Origin of the sequence: Stenotrophomonas maltophilia, from assembly GCF_023518235.1 — a bacterium.
Lineage (GTDB): Bacteria > Pseudomonadota > Gammaproteobacteria > Xanthomonadales > Xanthomonadaceae > Stenotrophomonas.
Window position 1 is genome coordinate 3956361 of sequence record NZ_CP090423.1, and the last position, 19722, is coordinate 3976082.

General features: G+C 67.0%; 20 protein-coding genes. 14 read left to right on the plus strand and 6 right to left on the minus strand.

From position 1 onward, the window contains the following. Positions 1-11 precede the first annotated feature (11 nt). The 7 genes from LZ605_RS18465 (at position 12) to hslU (ending at position 5266) form a co-directional block, all read left to right on the plus strand. Positions 12-434 carry a YbaN family protein gene (locus tag LZ605_RS18465; RefSeq protein WP_249842806.1) on the plus strand — a complete coding sequence of 141 codons (423 nt, stop codon included), beginning with the start codon at positions 12-14 and terminating at the stop codon, positions 432-434. A gap of 69 nt (positions 435-503) precedes the next feature. After that, positions 504-767, plus strand: coding sequence for an LPS translocon maturation chaperone LptM (gene lptM, locus LZ605_RS18470; RefSeq protein WP_249842807.1), 264 nt, complete (start codon positions 504-506; stop codon positions 765-767). After that, positions 760-1611 carry a diaminopimelate epimerase gene (gene dapF / locus LZ605_RS18475; RefSeq protein ID WP_249842808.1) on the plus strand — a complete coding sequence of 284 codons (852 nt, stop codon included), beginning with the start codon at positions 760-762 and terminating at the stop codon, positions 1609-1611. Before lptM ends, dapF begins: the two co-directional genes overlap by 8 nt. Then, a complete protein-coding gene (locus tag LZ605_RS18480) occupies positions 1608-2282 on the plus strand; it encodes a DUF484 family protein (protein WP_249842809.1) in 675 nt (224 codons plus the stop codon). Before dapF ends, LZ605_RS18480 begins: the two co-directional genes overlap by 4 nt. A 16-nt stretch (positions 2283-2298) precedes the next feature. Continuing rightward, a complete protein-coding gene (gene xerC / locus LZ605_RS18485; RefSeq protein ID WP_249842810.1) occupies positions 2299-3195 on the plus strand; it encodes a tyrosine recombinase XerC in 897 nt (298 codons plus the stop codon). Positions 3196-3280: 85 nt separating this feature from the next. Continuing rightward, positions 3281-3832, plus strand: a complete 552-nt coding sequence (hslV, locus tag LZ605_RS18490; RefSeq protein ID WP_005411093.1) for an ATP-dependent protease subunit HslV — start codon at positions 3281-3283, stop codon at positions 3830-3832. 60 nt (positions 3833-3892) lie between these two features. Then, entirely contained in the window at positions 3893-5266 is a 1374-nt protein-coding gene (gene hslU, locus LZ605_RS18495; RefSeq protein ID WP_249842811.1) for an ATP-dependent protease ATPase subunit HslU, read from the plus strand. An 81-nt stretch (positions 5267-5347) separates the two neighbouring features. Here the strand turns inward: hslU and smeT are convergent, their stop codons facing one another. After that, positions 5348-6007 carry an efflux transporter SmeDEF transcriptional repressor SmeT gene (gene smeT, locus LZ605_RS18500; RefSeq protein WP_249842812.1) on the minus strand — a complete coding sequence of 220 codons (660 nt, stop codon included), beginning with the start codon at positions 6005-6007 and terminating at the stop codon, positions 5348-5350. Positions 6008-6215: 208 nt separating this feature from the next. Between smeT and smeD the strand changes: the two genes are divergently transcribed. The 3 genes from smeD to smeF all read left to right on the plus strand — a co-directional run bounded on the left by smeD (position 6216) and on the right by smeF (position 12027). After that, positions 6216-7400 carry a multidrug efflux RND transporter periplasmic adaptor subunit SmeD gene (gene smeD / locus LZ605_RS18505; RefSeq protein WP_249842813.1) on the plus strand — a complete coding sequence of 395 codons (1185 nt, stop codon included), beginning with the start codon at positions 6216-6218 and terminating at the stop codon, positions 7398-7400. Between the two features lie 12 nt (positions 7401-7412). Continuing rightward, complete coding sequence (gene smeE, locus LZ605_RS18510; protein WP_107231969.1) at positions 7413-10535, plus strand: multidrug efflux RND transporter permease subunit SmeE; 3123 nt, start codon at positions 7413-7415, stop codon at positions 10533-10535. A 91-nt stretch (positions 10536-10626) separates the two neighbouring features. Further along, positions 10627-12027: a multidrug efflux RND transporter outer membrane subunit SmeF gene (gene smeF / locus LZ605_RS18515; RefSeq protein ID WP_249842814.1), complete on the plus strand. Its 1401-nt coding sequence runs from the start codon at positions 10627-10629 to the stop codon at positions 12025-12027. 83 nt (positions 12028-12110) lie between these two features. On the opposite strand, the gene LZ605_RS18520 is transcribed toward smeF, so the two are convergent. The 4 genes from LZ605_RS18520 to LZ605_RS18535 all read right to left on the minus strand — a co-directional run bounded on the left by LZ605_RS18520 (position 12111) and on the right by LZ605_RS18535 (position 13917). Then, the gene (locus tag LZ605_RS18520; protein WP_249842815.1) at positions 12111-12533 is read right to left on the minus strand and encodes a low affinity iron permease family protein; all 423 of its coding nucleotides are present in this window, start codon (positions 12531-12533) and stop codon (positions 12111-12113) included. 74 nt (positions 12534-12607) lie between these two features. After that, positions 12608-12934, minus strand: coding sequence for a hypothetical protein (locus LZ605_RS18525; RefSeq protein ID WP_107231972.1), 327 nt, complete (start codon positions 12932-12934; stop codon positions 12608-12610). A gap of 73 nt (positions 12935-13007) precedes the next feature. Next, positions 13008-13265 (minus strand): hypothetical protein, encoded by a 258-nt coding sequence (locus tag LZ605_RS18530; protein WP_249842816.1) that lies wholly within the window; start codon positions 13263-13265, stop codon positions 13008-13010. A 199-nt stretch (positions 13266-13464) separates the two neighbouring features. Continuing rightward, entirely contained in the window at positions 13465-13917 is a 453-nt protein-coding gene (locus LZ605_RS18535) for a nucleoside deaminase (RefSeq protein ID WP_107231974.1), read from the minus strand. A 79-nt stretch (positions 13918-13996) separates the two neighbouring features. On the opposite strand from LZ605_RS18535, the gene ubiE reads away from it, so the two are divergent. From ubiE to LZ605_RS18555, 4 genes are all read left to right on the plus strand, one after another. Beyond that, complete coding sequence (gene ubiE, locus LZ605_RS18540) at positions 13997-14758, plus strand: bifunctional demethylmenaquinone methyltransferase/2-methoxy-6-polyprenyl-1,4-benzoquinol methylase UbiE (protein WP_006471026.1); 762 nt, start codon at positions 13997-13999, stop codon at positions 14756-14758. A gap of 183 nt (positions 14759-14941) precedes the next feature. Further along, on the plus strand, positions 14942-16870 hold the full coding sequence (locus tag LZ605_RS18545; RefSeq protein WP_249842817.1) for a M1 family metallopeptidase: 1929 nt from the start codon (positions 14942-14944) through the stop codon (positions 16868-16870). A gap of 126 nt (positions 16871-16996) precedes the next feature. Beyond that, positions 16997-17728, plus strand: a complete 732-nt coding sequence (locus LZ605_RS18550) for a hypothetical protein (RefSeq protein ID WP_249842818.1) — start codon at positions 16997-16999, stop codon at positions 17726-17728. Then, positions 17728-18348: an HAD family hydrolase gene (locus tag LZ605_RS18555; RefSeq protein WP_249842819.1), complete on the plus strand. Its 621-nt coding sequence runs from the start codon at positions 17728-17730 to the stop codon at positions 18346-18348. Before LZ605_RS18550 ends, LZ605_RS18555 begins: the two co-directional genes overlap by 1 nt. A 264-nt stretch (positions 18349-18612) precedes the next feature. Here LZ605_RS18555 and LZ605_RS18560 read toward each other — a convergent pair whose 3' ends face one another. Continuing rightward, positions 18613-19551 carry a carbohydrate kinase family protein gene (locus tag LZ605_RS18560; RefSeq protein ID WP_249842820.1) on the minus strand — a complete coding sequence of 313 codons (939 nt, stop codon included), beginning with the start codon at positions 19549-19551 and terminating at the stop codon, positions 18613-18615. Positions 19552-19722 lie beyond the last annotated feature (171 nt).

The following is a 19722-nucleotide window of genomic DNA, read 5'->3' on the forward strand; positions in this document are numbered from 1 at the left end:
TCCTTGCGGCCATGAGCCCACCTGATCCCGTCACCCGCGATGCCGCCACGCCGCCGCGCGTGGTGCGTTTCCGCTGGGCCTGGTGGCTGCTGGCCTACGTCAGCCTGGGCACCGGCATCGTCGGCATCTTCGTGCCGGGCCTTCCCACCACCGTATTCATCCTTATCTCGGCCTGGGCCGCCTCGCGTGGTTCCGAACGACTGCACAACTGGCTGCTGCAGCATCCGCGCTTCGGCCCGGCCATCGCCAACTGGCAGGCGCATGGCGCGGTCAGCCGCTACGGCAAGTGGATGGCCACGATCACCATGGCCGTGTGCGCCGGCATCATGCTGTGGTGCGTGCCGATTGCCTGGGTGAAGTGGTTCTCGATCAGCAGCATGACGGTGGTGGCGATCTGGCTGTGGACCCGGCCGCTGCCGCCGCCGGAGCGGTAGTGCCGGCCGCTGGCTGGCAACCCGATCCCCTGCACCAACCGCTCAGCCACCAATGGCTATACTCGGGGCATGAAGATCCCCCATCGAAATGTCCTCCTGATTCCGCTGGCAGCGGCCTCGCTGCTGTTCCTTGCCGCCTGCGGCAACAAGGGTCCGCTGGTACTGCCGCAGAAGCCGGTGCCGGTGGAAGAAGCCGTTGAACCGGCGGCCGAGCCCGCCACCGAGGCGCCCCCGGCGCAGACCGAAGGCACCAGCACCCCGGCTACGACCGCGGAGCCGGCACCGCAACCGACGCCGGCGCCGGCGAAGAAGGCGGGCGGCGGGAATGAGTAAGAGCGGTTCCACGGCCCTGCGCTTCAGCAAGATGCACGGCGCAGGCAATGATTTCGTAGTGATCGACCTGCGCGACGGCACCCCGCCGCCGACGCCGGAACTGGCCGCGCGCCTGGCCGACCGCCATACCGGTGTGGGCTGCGACCAGATCCTGACCATTGAAGCGCCGCGCGCGGAGGGCTCGGTCGCCTCCTACCGCATCTGGAATGCCGATGGCTCCAATTCCGAACAGTGCGGCAACGGCGCGCGCTGCATCGCCGCCTGGCTGGTGCGCGAGGGCAGTGCACAGGGCGATGCCTTCGTCATCGACAGTCCGCTGGCCAGCCATGAAGTGAAGGTGCTGGGCGGGGGGCAGTTCGCGGTGACCATGGGTGTGCCCGCGTTCGAGCCGGCCAATGTGCCGTTGATGGGCTTCGCCCATGCGCGCGAGGAATACCTGCTGCCGCTGCAGGGCGAGAGCGTGCGCTTCGCCGCGGTGTCGATGGGCAACCCGCATGCGGTGATCGAGGTGGGCCTGATCGACGCTGCACCGGTCGAGCGCGTCGGAGCGCTGCTGCAGCAGCATGCGTCGTTCCCGCGCTCGGTGAATGTGGGCTTTGCCCAGGTGATGGGCCCGGAACATGCGCGCCTGCGCGTGTTCGAGCGCGGTGTCGGCGAAACTCTGGCCTGTGGCAGTGGCGCCTGCGCCGCTGCGGTGACCCTGATGCAGCGCGGCCGCTTGCAGCGCGATGCACGCATCAGCCTGCCCGGTGGCGACCTGCGCATCCAGTGGCCGGGCGATGGGCAGCCGGTGGTGATGGCCGGCCCGACCGCATTCGTCTTCGAAGGGGAGTGGATCGCATGACCGAAACCGTCGACAAGCTCGGTGCCCACGAAGTCGCTGCCTGGTTGCGGCGTCATCCGGGGTTCCTCAAGCAGTTCCCGGACCTCGCATTGACCCTGGTGGTGCCACGCGATGACGGCCCGACCGCGTCGCTGGCCAGCTACCAGCTGGAAGTGCTGCGCGAGAAGAACCGCGAGCTGGCACGACGGTTGGCCGACCTGGGCGCGACCGCCCAGGTCAACGAGCGGCTGGCGGTGCGCACGCATCAGCTGACCCTGGCGCTGATGAAGCAGGACAACGCCGCCGACACCCTGCGCGCGATGGCCGCCTCGCTGCAGGAAGACTTCGCCGGTGACCTGGTGCGGCTGGTGGTGCACGCGCCGGTGGCCGGGCTGGAACAGGCCGATTGGCTGCAGGTGATTGCCGCCGATGATCCGCAGCTGGCGCCTTTCCGCGATTGCCTGAAGGACGGTGAGCCGATCTGCGGCCGCCTGCAGGCGGAAAAGAACACGGTGCTGTACGGCGTGCGCAGCGAGGAAGTGCAGACCACCGCACTGCTGCCGCTGCCGGGCGTCGGCCTGATCGCGGTCGGCAGCCACGACCCGAACCGCTTCTATCCGGGCATGGGCACCTTGTTCCTGCGCATGATGGGCGACTCCCTGGCCACTGGCCTGAAGCGCTTCGCGGGCTGAGCAGGACCCGACGGCGATGAGCGCGGTACAGGCCTTCCTGCAGCACCTGCAGGTGGAACGGCGGATGTCGGCACATACGCTCGACGCCTACCGCCGCGACCTGGAGGCGCTGTCGCTGTGGGCCGAGCCGCGTGGCGTGGCGGTGGAGGCACTGGACGCCGACGCGTTGCGCCAGTTCGTGGCCGATGAGCACCGGCGCGGTCTGTCGGCCAAGAGCCTTCAACGCCGTTTGTCGGCCTGCCGAAGCTTCTATGCGTGGCTGCTCAAGCATGGCCGCATCGAAGTGAGTCCGGCCGCGACGCTGAAGGCACCGCGCGCACCGCGCCGTTTGCCGCAGGTGCTCGATGCCGACGAAGCCGTGCAGCTGGTCGAGCTGGAACCGGAAGGTGAGCTCGGCCGCCGTGACCGCGCGCTGCTGGAACTGTTCTATTCCTCCGGCCTGCGTCTGAGCGAAGTCTGCGCGCTGACCTGGCGCGACCTGGATTTCGCCGGTGGCCTGGTCAACGTGATGGGCAAGGGCAACCGCCAGCGCCGCGTACCGTTCGGGCGGCCGGCGCGCGAGGCGCTGCAGGCGTGGCGTGCGGAAAGTGGCGGTGGCCCGGCCTCGCCGGTGTTCCCCGGCCGCAACGGGCCGATCAGCCAGCGCGCGGTGCAGATCCGCATCCGCCAACTGGCGCAGCGCCAGGGCCTGTTCAAGCACGTGCACCCGCACATGCTGCGGCACAGTTTTGCCAGCCATATCCTGGAATCGTCCGGTGATCTGCGCGGCGTGCAGGAGCTGCTCGGCCACGCCGACATCGCCACCACCCAGATCTATACCCATCTCGATTTCCAGCACCTGGCCAAGGTCTACGACGCCGCGCACCCGCGCGCCAAGCGCCGCAAAAGCAACGAGGGCAGCGGAGAAAGCTGAACGTTGCCCCTGCGGCAGCCGGTCGCAGGTGGCTTGAAGGGCGCAGGGCAGTCCCCACCTCTGGTTCTGTCACCCCGGAGGCATCATGGACCCCAGTCAGAACCCCAACGTTTTCCACGCCACCACCATCGTCTGCGTCCGTCGCGGCGAGCACGTGGCCATTGCCGGCGACGGCCAGGTCACGCTGGGCCACACCGTGATGAAGGGCAATGCGCGCAAGGTGCGCCGCCTTGGCCGTGACGGCCAGGTGCTGGCCGGCTTTGCCGGCGCCGCCGCCGATGCCTTCACCCTGTTCGAGCTGTTCGAGGCCAAGCTGGAAAAGCACGGCCAGCTGCAGCGTGCCGCAGTCGAACTGGCCAAGGATTGGCGCACCGAGCGCCGCCTGGGCAAGCTCGAAGCCCTGCTGGCGGTAGCCGACAAGGAAACCTCGCTGATCATCAGCGGCACCGGCGATGTGATCGAGCCGGAGGACGGCATCATCGCCATCGGTTCCGGTGGTTCGTATGCCCTGTCGGCCGCCCGCGCGCTGATGGCGCACACCGAACTGGATGCACGCACCATCGCCAGCGAAGCGATCGGCATCGCCGGCGACATCTGCATATACACCAACCGCAACGTGGTGGTCGAGGAGCTGTAACGCCTCCCGATCCGCTGGGCATGGCCCGGCGCTACCGACAACGAATCCGTGAGCACATCCATGTCGAAGATCGAAGTTTCCTCCGCCACCATGACCCCGCGCGAGATCGTGCAGGAGCTGGACCGGCACATCGTCGGCCAGCACGACGCCAAGCGCGCGGTGGCCATCGCCCTGCGCAACCGCTGGCGCCGCATGCAGCTGCCGGCCGAACTGCGCAATGAAGTGATGCCGAAGAACATCCTGATGATCGGTCCGACCGGCGTCGGCAAGACCGAGATCGCGCGGCGCCTGGCCACGCTGGCCAACGCGCCGTTCGTCAAGGTCGAAGCCACCCGCTTCACCGAAGTCGGCTACGTCGGCAAGGACGTCGAGCAGATCATCCGCGACCTGGCCGATACCGCGGTCAAGCTCTATCGCGAACAGGCCAAGGTGCGCGTGCGTACCCAGGCCGAAGAGCGGGCCGAAGACCGCATCCTCGATGCGCTGCTGCCGCGTCGCAGTGGTGGCATCGGTTTCGATCCGGAAGTGGCGCGCAACGAGCCGTCGGCGCAGGACAACGAGACCCGCATCAAGTTCCGCAAGATGCTGCGCAATGGCGAACTGGACGAGCGCGAGATCGAGCTCGACCTGGCCGCGAACGTGAGCATGGACATCATGACCCCGCCGGGCATGGAGGAAATGGGCCAGCAGCTGAAGTCGATGTTCGCCAACCTCGGTGGCGGCGCCAAGGCGCACAAGCGCACGCTGACCATCAGGGCCGCACGCCCGCTGCTGGTGGAAGAAGAGGCCGGCAAGCTGGTCAACGAGGACGACATCCGCACTGCGGCGATCGAAGCCTGCGAGCAGCACGGCATCGTGTTCATCGACGAGATCGACAAGGTCGCCAAGCGCGGTGACAACGTGGGTGGTGGCGACGTGTCGCGCGAAGGCGTGCAGCGCGACCTGCTGCCGCTGGTGGAAGGTTCCAACGTGTCGACCAAGTACGGCACGATCAAGACCGACCACATTCTGTTCATCGCCTCTGGTGCGTTCCACCTGGCCAAGCCCAGCGACCTGATTCCGGAACTGCAGGGTCGTTTCCCGATCCGCGTGGAGCTGGGCGCGTTGAGCAAGGGCGACTTCGTGCGCATCCTGACCGAACCGAAGGCCGCGCTCACCAAGCAGTACGAAGCGCTGCTGGCCACAGAAGGCGTCAAGGTCAGCTTCACCGCCGATGCCATCGAGCGCCTGGCCGAGATCGCCTTCCAGGTGAACGAGCGCCAGGAAAACATCGGTGCGCGCCGCCTGCACACCGTGCTGGAGCGCCTGCTGGATTCGCTCAGCTATGAGGCGCCGGACCGCGATGGCGAAACCCTGGCGATCGACAGCGCCTACGTCGACGCGCACCTGGGTGAGCTGGTACAGGACCCGGACCTGAGCCGCTACATCCTGTAATGCAGAAGGCCGCCGAAAGGCGGCCTTCTTGTTTGAAGGGTTGGATCCCTCGCCCTGGCGAGGGCCCTGACCCCGGTCCCCTCACGCTTCCGGCAGTGGCTCGGGCACCGTGCCCGGCACGAACACGCCGTCCTTCACGTAGGCGGCCAGAGTCATGTCCAGCGCGAGCATGCCGTCGCGCTTGAGGTCCATCAGGTCCGGCTCGACCATCGCGCCGTGCAGCACGCCCAGGATCGTCGCGTGCAGCATGCGCGCAGCGATCTTCGGGTCGGCACCGTCGCGCAGCTGGCCCAGGTCACCCGCACGGCGCAGGGCGCGCTCCATCCGCTCCAGCGCATCGCGGAAGCCGGCCTGCTGCAGTTCGGTCAGCACCTTGGTATCGGCCGAGGCATCGCTGCGCAGCATGATCTCCATGGTCTTGCGCAGGCGCTCATCTTCGGACAGCTCGATGAACGAGTGGATCATCACCGCGCGCAGGTCATGCACCGGGGTGTCGCGCTGGTCGGTGGAGGTGCGCTCCAGTTCCTGCATGAAGGGCAGGTGCACGCGCTCGACGATCGCGGCCAGCACCTCGCCCTTGTTCTTGAAGTGCCAGTAGACCGCGCCACGGGTATAGCCGGCGCGGGCACCGATCATCTCCAGCGTGGTACGGGCCACGCCGTGTTCATGGAAGCAGGCTTCGGCGGCGTCAAGGATGCCTTCCCGGGTTGCCTGGGTGTCCTCTTTGGTCTTACGGGCCATGGGTGGGTACGAGTGCGGGTGAAACGTGGCTGAATTGTACCGGTTTACAAACAAATACGCATGTATGTATATTTCCGTCCCATCGTTCCCGCCGTGTGCGTGGCAGGCCGTTGCCGGCTGCTGCTCCCCGCCGGTGAGCGTTGCCTGCTGGCGCTTTCGGCCCGTATCAGCGCGTTTTGAGATTCCTTCCCCTGAGAGCCTTTCCGTCATGTTGCTGAGCCGAATCCGACCCATCGCGCTGTCGCTGGCCATCGCCGCGGCCGTGGCTGCCTGCGGCGGCCAACCCCAGGCCCCCGAGCAGGGCCCGGGCGACGTCACCGTGGTCACGCTGAAGTCCGAGACCGTGGGCCTGACCCGCGAACTGCCGGGCCGCACCAACGCCTTCCTGGTCGCCGAAGTGCGCCCGCAGGTCAACGGTATCGTCGCCAAGCGCCTGTTCACCGAAGGCGGCATGGTCAAGGCCGGCGAGCCGCTGTACCAGATCGAGGACGCCAGCTACCGCGCTCAGGCCAACAGCGCCCGTGCCCAGCTGGCCCGCGCCGAAGCCACCGCCAACGCCGCCCGCCTGAGCGCCAAGCGCATCACCGAGCTGGCCAAGGTCGATGCGGTCAGCCAGCAGGACCTGGAAAACGCCGTGGCCGCGCAGAAGCAGGCCGAAGCCGACGTCGGCGCCGCCAAGGCCTCGCTGGATGCGGCCAACGTCACCCTCGGTTACGCCCGCATCACTGCCCCGATCAGCGGCCGCATCGGCAAGTCCAGCGTCACCCAGGGTGCGCTGGTCAGCGCAGGCCAGGCCACGGCACTGGCCACCGTGCAGCAGCTGGACCCGATCTATGTCGACCTGACCCAGTCCTCGGCCGAGCTGCTGCAGCTGCGCCGTGAACTGGCCGCCGGTCGCCTGCAGGACAACCAGACGCTGCCGGTCAGCATCCTGATGGAAGACGGCAGCACCTTCGAGCACAAGGGCTCGCTGGAGTTCTCCGAAGTCAGCGTCGATCCGGCCACCGGCAGCTTCGCGCTGCGCGTGAAGGTGGACAACCCGGACGGCCTGCTGATGCCGGGCATGTACGTTCGTGCGGTGATCGGCGGCGGCGTGCGCAGCGACGCCGTGCTGGTACCGATGCAGGGCATCGCGCGCGATCCGAAGGGCGACACCACCGCGATGGTGGTCGGCAAGGACAACAAGGTCGAAGTGCGCCCGGTCAAGGTCAGCCGCACGGTCGGCGACAAGTGGCTGGTCGAGGACGGCCTGAAGGCCGGCGACAAGGTCATCGTCGAAGGCCTGCAGAAGATCGGCCCTGGCATGCCGGTCAAGGCCACCGAGAAGGGCACAGCACCGGCCAAGCCGGCTGCCGCCGCCCAGCCTGCCGCCCCGGCCGGCGACGCGAAGTAAGCGGAGAACCCCATGGCACGCTTTTTCATCGATCGACCCATCTTCGCGTGGGTCATCGCCATCATCATCATGCTCGCCGGCGGCCTGGCCCTGTTCAAGCTGCCGGTCTCGATGTACCCCAACGTCGCACCGCCGGCGGTGGAAATCAGCGCCACCTACCCGGGTGCATCGGCCAAGGTGGTCGAGGACTCGGTGACGCAGATCATCGAGCAGAACATGAAGGGCCTTGATGGCCTGATCTACTTCTCCTCCAACAGCTCGTCCAACGGCCAGGCCACCATTACCCTGACCTTCGAGAGCGGCACCAACCCGGACATCGCCCAGGTGCAGGTGCAGAACAAGCTGCAGCTGGCCATGCCGCTGCTGCCGCAGGAAGTGCAGCGGCAGGGCATCAACGTGGCCAAGTCCAGCTCGGGCTTCCTGAACGTCATCGCGTTCGTGTCCGAGGACGGCAGCATGGACGCCAACGACATCGCCGACTATGTCGGTTCCAATGTCGTTGATCGTCTGAGCCGCGTGCCGGGCGTGGGCAACATCCAGGTGTTCGGCGGCAAGTACGCCATGCGCATCTGGCTGGACCCGAACAAGCTGCACACCTACGGCCTGTCCGTTGCCGAAGTGACCGCCGCGGTGCAGGCGCAGAATGCCCAGGTAGCGATCGGCCAGCTCGGCGGTGCGCCGTCGGTGAAGGGCCAGCAGCTCAACGCCACCATCAACGCGCAGTCGCGCCTGCAGACCCCCGAACAGTTCCGCAACATCATCCTGCGCGGCGCGCAGGACGGTGCCGAGCTGCGCCTGGGTGACGTGGCCCGCGTCGAGCTGGGTGCCGAATCCTACGACTTCGTCACCCGCTACAACGGCCAGCCGGCCAGCGGCCTGGCCGTCACCCTGGCCACCGGCGCCAACGCGCTGGATACCGCCGCCGGCGTTGACGCCGCGCTGGAAGACATGAAGAGCTTCTTCCCGGCCGGGCTGAAGGCGGAGATTCCATACGACACCACGCCGTTCGTGCGCGTGTCGATCAAGGGCGTGGTGCAGACCCTGATCGAAGCGATCGTGCTGGTGTTCGTGGTGATGTACCTGTTCCTGCAGAACTTCCGCGCCACCCTGATCCCGACCATCGCCGTACCGGTGGTGCTGCTGGGTACCTTCGGCGTGCTGGCCATGCTCGGCTTCTCGGTGAACATGCTGACCATGTTCGCGATGGTGCTGGCCATCGGCCTGCTGGTGGACGATGCCATCGTGGTGGTGGAGAACGTCGAGCGCATCATGTCCGAGGAAGGACTGTCGCCGCTGGAGGCCACCCGCAAGTCGATGGGCCAGATCACCGGCGCGCTGGTGGGCATCGGCCTGGTGCTGTCGGCGGTGTTCGTGCCGATGGCCTTCATGAGCGGCTCCACCGGCGTGATCTACCGGCAGTTCTCGGCCACGATCGTCTCGGCGATGGCACTGTCGGTGCTGGTGGCGATCGTGCTGACCCCGGCGCTGTGCGCGACCATGCTCAAGCCGCTGAAGAAGGGCGAGCACCACGTCGCCCACCGTGGCCTGGCCGGCCGCTTCTTCAACGGCTTCAATCGCGGCTTCGACCGCACCAGCGAAAGCTACCAGCGCGGCGTGCGCGGCATCATCCACCGTCCGTGGCGGTTCATGGGCATCGTGGCGGCGCTGTTCGTGCTGATGGGCGTGCTGTTCGTGCGCCTGCCCAGCTCGTTCCTGCCCAACGAAGACCAGGGCGTGCTGATGGCGCTGGTGCAGGCACCGGTCGGTGCCACCCAGGAACGCACGCTGGAGTCGATCCAGGCACTGGAAAACCACTTCCTGCAGAACGAAAAGGATGCGGTGGATTCGGTGTTCTCGGTGCAGGGCTTCAGCTTCGCCGGCATGGGCCAGAACGCGGGTATGGCCTTCGTCAAGCTCAAGGACTGGAGCGAGCGTGACGCCGACAACGGCGTGATGCCGATCACCGGTCGCGCGATGGCGGCGCTGGGCCAGATCAAGGATGCCTTCATCTTCGCCTTCCCGCCGCCGGCCATTCCGGAGCTGGGTACCGCTTCGGGTTACACCTTCTTCCTGAAGGACAACAGTGGCCAGGGGCACGAGGCGCTGGTGGCTGCGCGCAACCAGCTGCTCGGCCTCGCCGCCGGCAGCAAGAAGCTGGCCAACGTGCGCCCGAACGGCCAGGAAGACACGCCGCAGTTCCGTATCGATATCGATGCGGCCAAGGCGACCTCGCTAGGGCTGTCGATCGACCAGATCAACGGCACCCTGGCCGCCGCGTGGGGCAGCTCGTACATCGATGACTTCGTCGATCGCGGCCGCGTCAAGCGCGTGTTCGTGCAGGCCGACCAGCCGTTCCGCATGGTGCCGGAGGACTTCGATCTCTGGTCGGTGAAGAACGACAAGGGCGAGATGGTGCCGTTCAGTGCGTTCGCCAGCAAGCGCTGGGACTACGGTTCGCCGCGCCTGGAACGCTACAACGGTGTGTCGGCGATGGAAATCCAGGGCGAACCGGCCCCGGGTGTCGCCTCCGGTGATGCCATGGCCGAGATCGAACAGCTGGCCAAGCAGCTGCCGGCAGGCTTCGGCATCGAGTGGACGGCGATGTCCTACCAGGAACGCCAGGCCGGCTCGCAGACGCCGCTGCTGTACACGCTGTCGCTGATGATCGTGTTCCTGTGCCTGGCCGCGATGTACGAAAGCTGGAGCGTGCCGACCGCGGTGCTGCTGGCCGCTCCGCTGGGTATTCTCGGCGCGGTGCTGGCCAACACCTTCAAGGGCCTGGAACGCGACATCTACTTCCAGGTGGCCATGCTGACCACGGTGGGCCTGACCAGCAAGAACGCGATCCTGATCGTCGAGTTCGCCAAGGAAAACCTGGAGAAGGGCGCTGGCCTGATCGAATCGATCATGCATGCCGTGCGCGACCGCCTGCGTCCGATCGTGATGACCTCGCTGGCCTTCGGCATGGGCGTGGTTCCGCTGGCGATCTCCACCGGTGCCGGCTCCGGCGCCAAGCAGGCGATCGGCACCGGCGTGCTCGGCGGCATGATCGTCGGCACCGTGCTCGGCGTGTTCTTCGTGCCGCTGTTCTTCGTGGTGGTGCAACGCGTGTTCAAGCGCAAATCCACGACGTAATCGAAACGGTCGCGCCGGCCCCGGGCTGGCGTTATCGAAACGGTAGTGCCGGCCGCTGGCCGGCATCACCTCCTGCCTTCCGGCAGTACCGATGGAAGTCATTCCCATGAAAAGTGCATCCCTGTTCCTTTCCATCACCGCCGCGCTCACGCTGGCCGGCTGCTCCACCCTGGTGCCGAAAGACACCGCCGTCGCCCCGGCGATTCCGGCGCAGTGGCCGGCTGAAGCTGCGCAGGGCCAGGTGGCCGATGTCGCCACCGTCGGCTGGCGCGACTTCTTCACCGATGCGCGCCTGCAGCAGGTGATCGACCAGTCGCTGCAGAACAATCGCGATCTGCGCGTGGCCGTGCTCAATGTCGAGCGCGCGCGTGGCCAGTACCGCGTGCAGCGCGCCGACCGTGTGCCCGGCGTGGCAGTGACCGGCCAGATGCAGCGGCAGGGCACCGACGCCGGGGTCACCGAGCAGTTCAGCGCCGGTGTCGGCGTGGCCGAGTTCGAGCTGGACCTGTTCGGTCGCGTGCGCAACCTCAGCGAGGCCGCTCTGCAGCAGTATTTCGCCGTGGCCGCCAACCGCCGCAACGCGCAGCTGAGCCTGGTGGCCGAGACCGCCACCGCGTGGCTGACCTACGGGGCCGACGCGCAGCAGCTGAAGATCGCCGAGGCCACGCTGAAGACCTACGAGGACTCGCTGCGCCTGGCCGAAGCCCGCCACGAACGCGGTGGCAGTTCAGCGCTGGAGCTGACCCAGACCCGCACGCTGGTGGAAACCGCGCGCACGGATGCCGCGCGCCTGCGCGGGCAACTGGCCCAGGACCGCAATGCGCTGGCCCTGCTGGCCGGTGGCCAGCTCGACCCGGCGCTGCTGCCGGACAGCATCGAGCCGCAACTGCTGGCGTTGGCACCGCCGCCGGCCGGCCTGCCCAGCGACGTGCTGCTGCAGCGCCCGGACATCATGGCGGCCGAACACCAGCTGCTGGCGGCCAACGCCAACATCGGTGCGGCGCGCGCGGCGTTCTTCCCGAGCATCTCGCTGACCGGCAGCATCGGCAGCGGCTCCAATGAACTGTCCAACCTGTTCGACAGCGGCACGCGCGTGTGGAGTTTCCTGCCGAAGATCACGTTGCCGATCTTCCAGGGCGGCAAGCTGCGCGCCAACCTGGCCATCGCCAACGCCGATCGTGATATCGCGCTGGCACAGTATGAGAAGGCGATCCAGGTCGGTTTCCGCGAGACCGCCGATGCACTCGCGTTGAACGTCAGCCTGGACGAGCAGGTGGGGGCCCAGGCGCGTCTGGTCGACGCGGCCGAGCAGGCCAACCGTCTGTCGCAGGCGCGTTACGACGCCGGCCTGGACAGCTTCGTGACCCTGCTCGATGCACGGCGTACCGCCTACAGCGCGCAGCAGACGCAGCTGCAGGCGAAGCTGGCGCAGCAGGCCAACCGCATCACCCTGTACAAGGTGCTGGGCGGCGGCTGGCACGAACGCGGGTAGTGCCGGCCGCTGGCTGGCAACGCGTTGGATCATCGGAGATCGTGCATCTGCCGGCCAGCGGCCGGCACTACCGGCTGGTAGGTTTACACCGCTTCATCATCGCGCGGGGCCGCCCGGCAGGCGCGCACGCGATCCAGTGCGTCGCCGGCTTCGCGCGCCATGCGCTCGTACTCGGCGCGGATCTCCTCCAGCCGCTCCTCGTCCATCTCTTCCAGGTCCAGCAGCTCGTTGTTGGCTTCGGCAGTGGCCCGGATCAACTCGTCCAGCTTGATCTGCATCGCCGCGGTATCGGAGTTCTGCGTGTGCTGGATCAGGAACACCATCAGGAAGGTGATGATGGTGGTGCCGGTATTGATCACCAGCTGCCAGGTGTCGTTGAAGTGGAACAGCGGGCCGGTCACGCCCCACACCACCACGATCGCCACCGCCGCCAGGAAGGTCCATGGCGAACCGGTGGCGCTTGCCGCCTTCTTGGCGATCGTGTTGAACAGGTTCCTTGCTTTCATCGTCGTCGTCCCACTCAGGTGACGAGGATGATCGTCAGTGCCTCGTGCAGAAGCCGTGCAGTCTCGGGCGAGACTCAGGCGCGCAGGCGCGGGGCGTCCTGCAGGCGCACGCGGCTGGTCTGGTACACATGCTGCCAGCAGCGGTCGACGAACTCGCGTGCCTGGGCTTCGCTCAGCCGCGGCATGATCTGCAGCGCGTACTGGGTCTGGAACATCTCATCGCGCTGGGCATTGCTGGCGCGGGGTTGGGTAATCAGCGAATCGCAGGCGAACTTGATCCACGGCACGTAGGAACCGAACGAGTTGTGCGGCAGCGCGCCGTCGGCATGCTGGCGGCGCCAGTGGTCAAGTTCGGCGTCGACATTGATGACCGGGGGAATGGCGGGAACTTCAGCGTGCATGACGATCCAATCGGTTGAGGTGGATGGGAATGGGGGTGATCGCAGTGTGGCGTAGGCACCGGTGCATGCCGCGTCAGCGCGGCGTGCAGCCGGTGTTGTCATTGATCAGCTGGGCCTGCGGCACCGCGCCGAGCTCCTGGGCGATGTCGGCCATCGCGTTGCACAGCCGCACGTGTTCGCGCGGGTGATCGCGGGTGACTTCTTCCTGCATGCCCTGGAACGCATTCCAGAAGGCGGCGCTGCTGCGATACAGGACGAACTGCTGCATCAATCGTTCGCGGATGCCGGCCAGGGCCGACTCGGGCAGGGGACAGACGGCGTGCGCGCACATGGGCTGGCTCCACCGGGACAGGGGGCCCCGGTCACCTCACCGTAGGCGTCCCCGGCGGGTGGCATGTTAGCGGTGCGTGTGCAACGCCTGCAGATGACTGTGCGCTGGCGCACATCACCGGGCGAAGACGCTGCCGGCACAAGGCTGTGCCGGCGCTGAAGGGTTCATTAAGCGGATTCAACAGCACACTGCGCGGTGCTCATTCGCCGATGTCTTCGTTCCAGATCTCCGGATGCTGCGCAATGAAACCGCCGAGCAGATCGACACATTCCTGGCTGTCCAGGTCGATCACGTTGACACCGTTGCCACGCAGCCAGTCGATGCCGCCCTGGAAGGTGCGCGATTCGCCCACCACCACGGTGCCGATGTTGAACTGGCGCACCAGGCCCGAGCAGTACCAGCACGGCGCCAGCGTGGTGACCATGATGGTGTCCTGGTAGCGGCGCTGGCGGCCGGCCTTGCGGAAGGCATCGGTTTCGCCGTGCACCGATGGGTCGCCTTCCTGCACGCGGCGGTTGTGGCCGCAGCCGAGCAGGCGGCCGTCGTTGTGGTACAGCGCCGCGCCGATCGGCACGCCGCCTTCGGCCAGGCCCTGGCGGGCTTCGGCAATGGCGGTCTGCAGCAGGGCCTGGTAGTCGGGCGTGGTGATCATGCGGGGCTCCGGTAAGTCGTGGCTGGCCATGATACGGGCAGGGGGTGCCGCTGGCTCCCGGCGGTGCGATAATCGGTCCATGAGCGAATCCCCCTACAAAGCCGGTACCACCCATTTCGGGTTCCGCGACGTCGCCGCCAAGGACAAGCAGAAGCTGGTCGGGCAGGTGTTCACCTCGGTCGCGCGCAACTACGACCTGATGAACGACCTGATGAGCTTGGGCGTGCACCGGGCGTGGAAGCGCTATTACGTGGCCACCGCGCAGGTGAAGCCGGGCGACCGCGTGCTCGACCTGGCCGGCGGCACCGGTGACATCGCCGCGCTGCTGAAGGAGCGCGTCGGCGCCGAGGGCTCGGTGGTGCTGGGCGACATCAACGCCGGCATGCTGTCGGTCGGCCGCGACCGCCTGACCAACCGCGGCCTGGTGCTCGGCCTGGACTACGTGCAGTGCAATGCCGAAGCCCTGCCGTTCCCGGACAACAGCTTCGATCTGGTCACCATCGCCTTCGGCCTGCGCAACGTGACCGACAAGGACGCCGGCCTGCGCGAGATGTACCGCGTGCTGAAGGTGGGCGGCCAGGCCCGCGTGCTGGAGTTCTCCGAGGTCACTGCCGACTGGTTCAAGCCGATCTACGACTTCCACTCGTTCAGGATCCTGCCGAAGCTGGGCAAGCTGTTTGCCAACGATTCGGACAGCTACCAGTACCTGGCCGAGAGCATCCGCAAGCACCCGCCGCAGGACGAACTGAAGGCGATGATGGGGCAGGCCGGGTTCGAGCGCTGCCACTACAAGAACCTGACCGGCGGCATCGTTTCGATCCACTCCGGCTACAAGCTGTAATCCCGGTGTTCCGGTAGTGCCGGCCGCTGGCCGGCATCTGCACGGCCAATTACCGGGCGACGGGGTTGCCGGCCAGCGACCGGCACTACCGGCGCTGTGCCCGGCATTACCCCGCACCGCGCAACGCCTGCGGGGCCGGACGGAGGTACCATTGGGGTTTGATCCCCGTAACGGTCCCGATTCATGCGTAATCCGCTGATCCTCCTTCCGCTGGCCGTGGCCCTGGCCGCCGGCTGCTCCCAGGAGGCGGCCGCGCCCGCCGCCGCTCCGACTGCCGAAAAGGCCCCTGCCGCCCCCGTGAACGCCGAGAACCGCAGCCACGACGAGAGCTCGTACGCCGAGCCGGACAAGGTCGTCATCAAGGACATCGCGCTGGATCTGAAGCTGGACTTCGACCAGAAGCAGATCGGCGGCACCGCCACCTACACCCTGGAATGGAAGCAGAAGGACGCCAAGCAGCTGGTGCTCGACACCCGCGAGCTGACCGTGTCCAAGGTCGAGGCCGTCGCCGCCGATGGCGCGCGCAGCCCGCTGAAGTTCGAGCTGGCCCCGGTCGACAAGGTGTTCGGCAGCAAGCTGACCATCGAGGCCCCGGAACAGCCGGCCAAGGTGGAAGTGAGCTACCACACCGCGCCGACCGCCTCGGGCCTGCAGTGGCTGGCGCCGTCGATGACCGAGGGCAAGAAGCTGCCCTTCATGTTCAGCCAGTCGCAGGCCATCCACGCCCGTTCGTGGGTGCCGCTGCAGGACACCCCGAGCGTGCGCTTCACCTACAGCGCGCACGTGGTCTCGCGCCCGGACGTGATGGTGCTGATGAGCGCCGACAACGATCCCAAGGCCGCGCGTGACGGTGACTACACCTTCAAGATGCCGCAGCCGATTCCGTCGTACCTGCTGGCCATCGCCGCCGGTGACCTGGTGTTCGAGCCGATCTCCGGCCGTTCCGGCGTCTGGGCCGAGCCGACCATGGTCAACAAGGCGGCCAAGGAATTCGAAGACACCGAAAAGATGATCGGTGCTGCCGAGAAGCTGTACGGCGAATATCGCTGGGGCCGCTACGACATGCTGGTGCTGCCGCCGTCGTTCCCGTTCGGCGGCATGGAAAACCCGCGCCTGACTTTCGCCACCCCGACCGTGATCGTCGGCGACAAGTCGCTGGTTTCGCTGGTCGCCCACGAACTGGCGCACAGCTGGTCGGGCAACCTGGTGACCAACGCCAGCTGGAAGGACATCTGGTTGAACGAAGGCTTCACCACCTACGTCCAGGGCCGCATCACCGAAGCCCTGTACGGCAAGGAGATGGCCGAGATGGAAAAGCAGATCGATCAGACCGATCTGCTGGCCGAAGTGAAGGACATGAGCCCGGCCGACCAGGCGCTGGCGCTGCCGCCGCTGAACGAGCGCGACCCCGACGAAGTTCTCAGCCAGGTGGCCTACGTCAAGGGTTCGTGGTTCCTGGAGTTCCTGGAACAGCGCTTCGGCCGCGAGACCTTCGACCCGTTCCTGCGTGGCTGGTTCGATGACCATGCCTTCCAGAGCGCGAACACCGACCAGTTCGTCGACTACATGAAGAAGAACCTGCTGCCGAAGAACCCGTCGGCAGTGACCGAGGCCGAACTGAAGGCGTGGCTGGACGAGCCGGGCATCCCGGCGTTTGCGGCCAAGGCGCAGTCGCGCAACTTCAGCAGCGTCGATACCGCGCGCATCGCCTTTGCCAGCGCCGGCACCGTGCCCAGCAGCCAGGTCATCGCCGACTGGAGCACCCAGGAATGGGTGCGCTTCATCGACGGCCTGGGCGCGACCCAGCCGCTGGACAAGCTGGCCACGCTGGACAAGGCGTTCCACTTCACCGGCACCCCGAATGGCGAAATCGCCATGCGCTGGTACCCGCTGGCGATCCGCAGCGGCTACGAGCAGGCCAATGAAGGGGCGGCTGCATTCATCGAGCGCGTCGGCCGTCGCAAGCTGATCATGCCGATCTACGCCGAACTGGTGAAGACCCCGAAGGGTCTGGAGCTGGCCAAGCAGGCCTTCGAAAAGGCCAAGCCGGGCTACCACCCGATCACCACCGCCTCGGTGCAGGACATGCTGGCCAAGGCTGAAGCCAAGTAAACGGTAGTGCCGGCCGCTGGCCGGCAACCTGGCATTGCTTCACCATCAGCGGCGGGGAAACCCGCCGTTGCTGTATCCGCTTTTCGCTGCCGATAGAATCGGGATGCACCCGTAAAGGACTCCCCGATGAAACGACTGATCCTGCTCACCGCCTGTACCCTGGCCCTGGCCGCCTGCAGCAACCCCGAGGAAGAGCGCAAAGCGCAGGAAGCCGCCGCGGCCGCTGCACAGGCGCAGAAGGAAGCCAAGGCCGAAGACGTGGCCAGGCAGTACGACATGGCTGTGGCCGCGCAGGACTGGGAGCGCGCGCGCCTGCATGGCGCCTCGTTGCTGGACCAGTACAAGGACACCGCCGTCGCCGAGCGCATCGCCGCGGGCTTCGACGAGGTCAAGGCCAAGGGCGATGCCGCGCGCGACCTGCGGCGCATGCAGGGGCTGTGGCAGTACAACCAGATTCCGGTGGGCAACAAGGGCCACCAGATCTCGGCGCAGATCTTCAGCAAGGAGCGCGTGGATGTGGATGGCAGCGGTGCCAAACCGGTGCAGCTGGTGTTCCGCGACCATCCGGAGTGGAAGCGGCACGCCTACCTGGTGCTGCAGGCCGGCGATTTCCGCTGCCCACAGTGCACGGTGAAGGTGACCGTGGACGATGGCAAGCCGGTGTCGATGGCGGCCTGGCGCCCGAAGACCGATGAAGCCATCGCGCTGTTCATCACCGACCAGAAAGCGCTGTGGAAGCTGGCGCGCAAGGGCAAGTCGATCAGCATCGAATTCCCGGTCAAGGCCGGTGGTACCCGCACGGCGGTGTTCGAGACCGGTGGCGTCGACGCCAGTCGCATGCCGCAGTGGTGGCAGTAATGGCGGCGGCGGGCAGCGCAGTGCACGCGTTGTCCGCGATCCGCCACTGGGTGTTCGACATGGACGGCACGCTTACCATCGCCGTGCATGATTTCGCCGCGATCCGCCGCGCGCTGCAGATCGCCGCCGAGGAAGACATCCTCGACCATATCGCGGCGTTGCCGGACGCACCGGCGCAGGCCAAGCGCGCGTGGCTGCTGGATCATGAGCGCGCGCTGGCCGAGGACGCGCTGCCGGCGCCGGGCGCGGTGAAGCTGCTGCGCGCGCTGGCGGCCGCGGGCTGCCGACTGGGCATCCTCACCCGCAACGACCACGCGCTGGCGAAACTGACGCTGGAGGCAATCGGGGTGGGCGCGCTGTTCGACGACGCCGACATCATCGGCCGCGACGAAGCGGTGCCCAAGCCGTCACCGGATGGCCTGCAGCAGCACCTGCGGCGCTGGGGCGTGGCAGCGGCGGAGGCGGTGATGGTGGGTGACCACGCCTACGATCTGGAATGCGGCCGCGCGGCGGGCACGCATACCGTGCTGGTCAACCTGCCGGAGAACCCGTGGCCGGGCAGCGCCGATTGGCATTTCGCCGATTGCCGCGCGCTGCAGGCGGCGTGGCAGGCCGCATGACCGTGTAGAGCCGAGCCCACGCTCGGCTGCTCTGCGGTCAGATCGCGCCGGCGCGTGCCAGCCGAGCGCGGGCTCGGCTCTACAGAGCGCAGGCAACGTGCCGGTCGAAGGTTCCGGTAGTGCCGGCCGCTGGCCGGCAGTGTCGACCCAGGTCGACACCTACCAACAGCATTCCCCGCAGCGCATCGGCTGGAAAGCCCTTTTGTTGTTCAAGGGGGCGCGCCGAAGGCGCGGGGACAAGGTGGAATGCGCGGGCAGTTCGGCTTACGCGCCCAGCGCGTAACCGAACTGCTGCTTGAACTGCTCGTTGAACTCATCAAAGGTGAAGCGCTGGTTCTGGGTGCCCGGGTGCTCGACCTTCAGTGCGCCCATCAGGTTGCCCATGCGGCCGATGGTCAGCCAGTCGTAGCCCTTCTGGATGCCGTAGATCAGGCCGGCGCGGAAGGCGTCGCCACAACCGGTCGGGTCGACCACGCGGCGCTCGTGCGCCGGCGGAATGTCGTAGCTCTTTTCCGGGGTGTGGATGACCGCGCCCTTCGGGCCGCGGGTGGTGATGTAGGCCTTCACCCGGCTGACGATTTCCTGTTCGTCCCAGCCGGTGCGCTCCTGCAGCAGGTTCGACTCGTAGTCGTTGACCACCACGTAGTCGGCCTGTTCGATGAAGGCGCGCAGCTCCGGGCCGTTGAACAGCGGCATGGCCTGGCCCGGGTCGAAGATGAACGGAATACCGTCCTCGTGGAATTCCAGCGCGTTCTGGATCATGCCCTCGCGGCCGTCCGGGCCGACCAGGCCCAGGGTCACGCCCGGCACGCCGCGCACGTGGTTTTCGTAGGAACGCATCATCGCGCCCGGGTGGAAGGCGGTGATCTGGTTGTTGTCGTGGTCGGTGGTGATGAACGCCTGCGGGGTGAACAGCTCATCGATCACCCGCACGCGCGACAGGTCGATGCCCAGGCCTTCGAAGTACTCGCGATACGGGCCGAAGTCCGAACCCACGGTGCCCATCGGGATCGGCTGGCCGCCCAGCAGGTGCAGGTTGTAGGCGATGTTGCCGGCGCAGCCGCCGAACTCGCGGCGCATGCGCGGGACCAGGAAGGACACGTTCAGGATGTGCACCTTGTCCGGCAGGATGTGATTCTTGAACTGGTCCGGGAACACCATGATGGTGTCGAAGGCAAGAGAACCACAGATCAGAGCGGACATCGATGTAAGCCTATGCGGTGAATTTTGGGGTGGGCCGGCCCGGTTCAGCAGGCAAGCAAACGGCGCCCTTGGGCGCCCGACGGCGCAAAGGTTACCCGCTGGTGCCGCTCAGGGCCAGAACCGGGTGATGCCCGATCCGGCCGAAAGCCTGTCAAGACGCGGGTTCAGCTA

Bases quoted from the DNA above. Each gene is read 5' to 3' on its own strand.
- LZ605_RS18465 (WP_249842806.1), top strand. From the start codon at position 12: ATGAGCCCACCTGATCCCGTCACCCGCGATGCCGCCACGCCGCCGCGC.
- lptM (WP_249842807.1), top strand. From the start codon at position 504: ATGAAGATCCCCCATCGAAATGTCCTCCTGATTCCGCTGGCAGCGGCC.
- dapF (WP_249842808.1), top strand. From the start codon at position 760: ATGAGTAAGAGCGGTTCCACGGCCCTGCGCTTCAGCAAGATGCACGGC.
- LZ605_RS18480 (WP_249842809.1), top strand. From the start codon at position 1,608: ATGACCGAAACCGTCGACAAGCTCGGTGCCCACGAAGTCGCTGCCTGG.
- xerC (WP_249842810.1), top strand. From the start codon at position 2,299: ATGAGCGCGGTACAGGCCTTCCTGCAGCACCTGCAGGTGGAACGGCGG.
- hslV (WP_005411093.1), top strand. From the start codon at position 3,281: ATGGACCCCAGTCAGAACCCCAACGTTTTCCACGCCACCACCATCGTC.
- hslU (WP_249842811.1), top strand. From the start codon at position 3,893: ATGTCGAAGATCGAAGTTTCCTCCGCCACCATGACCCCGCGCGAGATC.
- smeT (WP_249842812.1), bottom strand. From the start codon at position 6,007: ATGGCCCGTAAGACCAAAGAGGACACCCAGGCAACCCGGGAAGGCATC.
- smeD (WP_249842813.1), top strand. From the start codon at position 6,216: ATGTTGCTGAGCCGAATCCGACCCATCGCGCTGTCGCTGGCCATCGCC.
- smeE (WP_107231969.1), top strand. From the start codon at position 7,413: ATGGCACGCTTTTTCATCGATCGACCCATCTTCGCGTGGGTCATCGCC.
- smeF (WP_249842814.1), top strand. From the start codon at position 10,627: ATGGAAGTCATTCCCATGAAAAGTGCATCCCTGTTCCTTTCCATCACC.
- LZ605_RS18520 (WP_249842815.1), bottom strand. From the start codon at position 12,533: ATGAAAGCAAGGAACCTGTTCAACACGATCGCCAAGAAGGCGGCAAGC.
- LZ605_RS18525 (WP_107231972.1), bottom strand. From the start codon at position 12,934: ATGCACGCTGAAGTTCCCGCCATTCCCCCGGTCATCAATGTCGACGCC.
- LZ605_RS18530 (WP_249842816.1), bottom strand. From the start codon at position 13,265: ATGTGCGCGCACGCCGTCTGTCCCCTGCCCGAGTCGGCCCTGGCCGGC.
- LZ605_RS18535 (WP_107231974.1), bottom strand. From the start codon at position 13,917: ATGATCACCACGCCCGACTACCAGGCCCTGCTGCAGACCGCCATTGCC.
- ubiE (WP_006471026.1), top strand. From the start codon at position 13,997: ATGAGCGAATCCCCCTACAAAGCCGGTACCACCCATTTCGGGTTCCGC.
- LZ605_RS18545 (WP_249842817.1), top strand. From the start codon at position 14,942: ATGCGTAATCCGCTGATCCTCCTTCCGCTGGCCGTGGCCCTGGCCGCC.
- LZ605_RS18550 (WP_249842818.1), top strand. From the start codon at position 16,997: ATGAAACGACTGATCCTGCTCACCGCCTGTACCCTGGCCCTGGCCGCC.
- LZ605_RS18555 (WP_249842819.1), top strand. From the start codon at position 17,728: ATGGCGGCGGCGGGCAGCGCAGTGCACGCGTTGTCCGCGATCCGCCAC.
- LZ605_RS18560 (WP_249842820.1), bottom strand. From the start codon at position 19,551: ATGTCCGCTCTGATCTGTGGTTCTCTTGCCTTCGACACCATCATGGTG.